We start from the raw sequence: 3,938 nt of genomic DNA on the forward strand, positions 1-3,938 counted from the left end.
ATATCAGGAAATAGAAACTACTCCGGGGACAACTTTGACATGGTCTATTAGTCACAGAGGAAGGACTGGAGAAGACGTTGCTACGATAAGTGTCGGGGATGGAGATGAAACCATAGTATTAGAAACTATGACTGATGGAAATACTGAATGGGGTACCTACACTGGTACTTATGTAGTGCCTGAAGGCCAAACAACGACAACATTTTCTCTTAATTCAGTAAGCTCAGCGAGTAAATCTAACTCAGTGGGAAACTTTATAGATGCCTTTTCGGTAACAGCACAATAAATTTATAACAGAAGCTGTTTTTATTTTTTTATCTTAGTTTTTCATAGCTAGGAAGTTTATCTATAAATATTGGAGGTGAAATATGAAGCAAGGATTCACAGGAATAGAGCTGATGATAGTTATATCAATAATCTCTCTAATATCAGCTATTTCACTTCCAAAATTTTCCAATATAAGATCGGAATATTATCCTTTGCTGAAAACAACTTAACAGATGTTACTATAAATGAAGGAGTAACAACAATTGGAGAGTGGGCTTTTTCAAATAACGATATTTCTAGTATAACTATACCTAATAGTATTTCAAAAATTGATGGTTTTGCTTTTGCGTATAATAACACCACAGAAATAACTATAGGAAACAGTGTAGACATTAATGAAAATACTTTTTATCGCAATGGTTCAAATTCTTTCAAGACTTTTTATGATAACAACAGCAAAGAAGCTGGTACATATATATATATAATAATGGAAGTTGGTTGAAACAGTAAACAAATTATTAGATTATTTGATATATAAAAGATTTCTATTAAAACCCTTTAAATATATATAAATAAAAGGAGAAACAATGAAAAAAGCCTTTACCATAATAGAACTTCTAATAGTTATTTCTGTTATAGGATTACTTTCAGCCATTGCAATTCCCAAGTTCACAGAAGTTAACAGCAGTGCAAAAGTTGCAAATGTTCAAGGGAATTTAGCTAATCTGAGGACAGCCATAGGGGTTTACTATGTAAAAACATCAAGTTATCCTGATATTGAAAATAATGAAGATTTAGGGGATATTATCGATTCAGAAACTAAATTTACTGATTTTTATAATAGATCGACAATGCCTGACACGCCTTCTTCTGATACAACTTCAGAGACTAATAATATTGTAAGTGACAGAGACAACACAGGGGGATGGTTATATTTTTATGATGAAGGGAACATCTACGCCAATCTGGAAAATGGGACTTATACAGGAGATGAATCAACTGAAATATGGGAAGAAGAAGATGAATCAGAAACGGAAACTGAAGATTTAACTTCTTTAGGAAGCACTTTTGAAGAGATATCTTCAGCAATAATATCTTTAATGCAAACACTGGGATATGGAAGAACTTGGGGAGATTATAGATATACAGATCTTGGCTTAGATCCGGAAGAGTGGGCGGAGGCCATTGAGCATATTTATTACAAACCAGGTGGGAGCACATTGGCTATTGAACCTGAAGATGGCTATACTTTTATAGTTACGGATTCTGATGGTAATACTAGAGAATTATCGTCTACATTAAACTGGAATCTTATTTATAACGATTTAGACGGGAACTGGTACTATCATACAATAGATGAAGATAATATTATAGATATAAGCACTCTTCAAGTTATATAAATTATATTTTATTTTTTCTTTAATCAATCTAAATATATCTATGATTCATAGAAATCCCTTTTCAAAAATTAAATAGGTGATTGATAATTTAAATCCTTTTGAATACGTCAGTGCTATCCCACTGAACGTATTTTTTTATGTTCTTTTTGGTCTTAATTATTCTTCTTTTAATTGTGAAAAACACTTTTCTATTGGAGAATTTTCCCAGTAAGCGCCTGATCTCGAAATACTCACCATTAGTTAAGCAAAACACTTTTTTAATATTTCTAGACTATCTGCTTCACATTTTTTACCCTTGTTTACTTCCTATAGAAAGAGTTCCAGAAAAATATGCTTTCTTTTAAATTAGATAACATACTACTACTTTTAAGTCCATATTCTTTTAATAAGCTTGAGTAAGACTTTCCTGCAATTAAGTATTCACAAACTTCAATTCATAGCTCACTTCTCTTTTTTAGAAATAAAAAAATACCTCCCTAAGTCCTTAAATAAATAATAGCACATTGCCTTTTATTTAATTGGAACTTTAGGGGTATTATAATCCTAATGCCTCCATTTTTATTTTACTATATTTTCATAAGTCGTGGAATGGTATATACTGTTAGTGTAGAAAGAGAAAGTTAATTTTAATGAAACCTGAATTTAAGGAGATAATAAAATTGAAATTAAAAGAGATATCGGAGATTATCCTAGATTATTTTAAAGATAAAAGTGTAGATGCTATATATTTATTTGGTTCCGCTGCTCGTAATGAAGTAAGAGAAGAGAGCGACATAGATATTGCAATAGTAGGAAGCTATGACTTCATGAAGCTTCTTGGATTTAAGTCGGACTTGGAAGATAAACTTAAAAAAAACGTCGATCTAGTTGACTTCAATAAGGTTGATACCTCCTTTCAAGGAGAAATTGTGTCAACAGGAATCGCTATCTATGCCAGGGACAGTCTGTTTTTAGAGGAATTAGAGATGAAGATTCTTTCTATGTACCTCACTCTGGAAGAGGACAGAGAAATAGTCTTTAAAGAAATCTTATTAAGAGGAAGTGTTTTTAATTGGAAAGAGTAGTATTTAACAAGGTTGAGAGTATCGAAAAATGTGTCAGAAAAATAAATGAAATCTATAGTGAGGAAACATTTGAAGAATCTCTCTATCAAGATGCCCTTATTTTACATATTCAAAGAGCCTGCCAGCAGTCCATCGATCTTTCAATGTATATTGTATCGAAATTAGGTCTTGGAATACCTAAAAAAAGCAGTGAGGCCTTTACAAAACTGGTAGACGGAAAAGTTATATCAAAGGATATGGGGCTTATTATGGAGAAGATGGTCGGTTTCAGAAATGTAATTATCCACGAGTACCAAAGTGTCGATATTAATGTTCTTAAGTTTATTGCTACTGAAGGAAAACTGGATTTTCTAAAATTTACAAGGGAAATCATAGAGTTCATGAAAACACACAACTAGCATTAAAATAATAACTTAAAAGTAGATCCTAATATGAAGTTGAATTTATTCATTCTTTCATTGATAGAAATTGCCAGTATTACTTAATTTTATACAATAGCAGCTGGAGATACAATAGTTGTTAAGGGTCTATAGATAATTGGGAGAAACCTGAAGCAGATAAAGGACACTTATGAGATGTTGGGTAAGAAGAAAGTGCATATATAGATACTGGATAATGAGATTTTATCTACGGCAAATATAAAGTAAGATAGAGATAGACCTGCTCCAGCCTATGCTTCTTCATTTACTCGGATATATTGCAGAGAAGGAACGTGAGAAGATCCTCAAGAGGCAGCGTGAGGGTATAGAGGCTATGGAGATAAATGATAAGGGTAAGAAGGTATCAAAGCGAACTAAGAGGGAAACAGGGCGACCAAGTCAAGTGGATGATATGACAAAAGAGCAGAAGCGTCATATGGACGCCTGGCTAAGTAAAAGCATAAAACTTTCGGATTGTATCAAGCTGACGGAGTTGAGCAGAGCCACGCTGTATAGGATAAAAAATTGCATCAATAATATGAAATACATTGTATAAGATTCGAAATAAATTCTTTGGAGGTTAAATGTGTGATTAATGAGCAACTAAAATATATTTTTGACAATTCATATGAGGGTGTATACATTACTGATAAAGACAGGAAGATAATTTACTGGAATCCAGTCGGTGAAAAATTATCTGGATACACGGTATCTGAAGTTGTGGGTTCTTACTGCCATGATAATATCCTAGATCATATAGATCAATGTGGAATGAATTTATGTAAAGA

At 32.5% G+C, this 3,938-nt stretch carries 8 protein-coding genes; all 8 read left to right on the top strand.

Features of this window, described 5'->3' with window-relative positions:
- On the top strand, positions 1-286 hold a 286-nt coding region (locus tag ABZA26_RS09495; RefSeq protein WP_372714284.1), incomplete at its 5' end, for a hypothetical protein.
- Between the two features lie 112 nt (positions 287-398).
- Positions 399-497 (top strand): hypothetical protein, encoded by a 99-nt coding sequence (locus ABZA26_RS09500; protein WP_372714290.1) that lies wholly within the window; start codon positions 399-401, stop codon positions 495-497.
- Positions 470-769 (top strand): leucine-rich repeat protein, encoded by a 300-nt coding sequence (locus tag ABZA26_RS09505; RefSeq protein ID WP_372714291.1) that lies wholly within the window; start codon positions 470-472, stop codon positions 767-769. The genes ABZA26_RS09500 and ABZA26_RS09505 overlap by 28 nt, the downstream gene beginning before the upstream one ends.
- 85 nt (positions 770-854) lie before the next feature.
- A complete protein-coding gene (locus tag ABZA26_RS09510) occupies positions 855-1,667 on the top strand; it encodes a type II secretion system protein (protein ID WP_372714285.1) in 813 nt (270 codons plus the stop codon).
- Between the two features lie 659 nt (positions 1,668-2,326).
- A complete protein-coding gene (locus ABZA26_RS09515) occupies positions 2,327-2,731 on the top strand; it encodes a nucleotidyltransferase domain-containing protein (RefSeq protein ID WP_372714286.1) in 405 nt (134 codons plus the stop codon).
- Positions 2,719-3,129 carry a DUF86 domain-containing protein gene (locus ABZA26_RS09520; protein ID WP_372714287.1) on the top strand — a complete coding sequence of 137 codons (411 nt, stop codon included), beginning with the start codon at positions 2,719-2,721 and terminating at the stop codon, positions 3,127-3,129. The genes ABZA26_RS09515 and ABZA26_RS09520 overlap by 13 nt, the downstream gene beginning before the upstream one ends.
- 274 nt (positions 3,130-3,403) lie before the next feature.
- A complete protein-coding gene (locus tag ABZA26_RS09525; RefSeq protein ID WP_372714288.1) occupies positions 3,404-3,706 on the top strand; it encodes a hypothetical protein in 303 nt (100 codons plus the stop codon).
- Positions 3,707-3,738: 32 nt separating this feature from the next.
- A partial coding sequence (locus ABZA26_RS09530; protein WP_372714289.1) for a PAS domain-containing protein occupies positions 3,739-3,938 on the top strand: 200 nt, incomplete at its 3' end.

The organism is Ilyobacter sp. (assembly GCF_041583315.1).
Classification (GTDB): domain Bacteria; phylum Fusobacteriota; class Fusobacteriia; order Fusobacteriales; family Fusobacteriaceae; genus Ilyobacter.

Coding starts and splice junctions, on each gene's coding strand:
- ABZA26_RS09500 (WP_372714290.1), top strand. CDS start 399: ATGATAGTTATATCAATAATCTCTCTAATATCAGCTATTTCACTTCCA.
- ABZA26_RS09510 (WP_372714285.1), top strand. CDS start 855: ATGAAAAAAGCCTTTACCATAATAGAACTTCTAATAGTTATTTCTGTT.
- ABZA26_RS09525 (WP_372714288.1), top strand. CDS start 3,404: ATGCTTCTTCATTTACTCGGATATATTGCAGAGAAGGAACGTGAGAAG.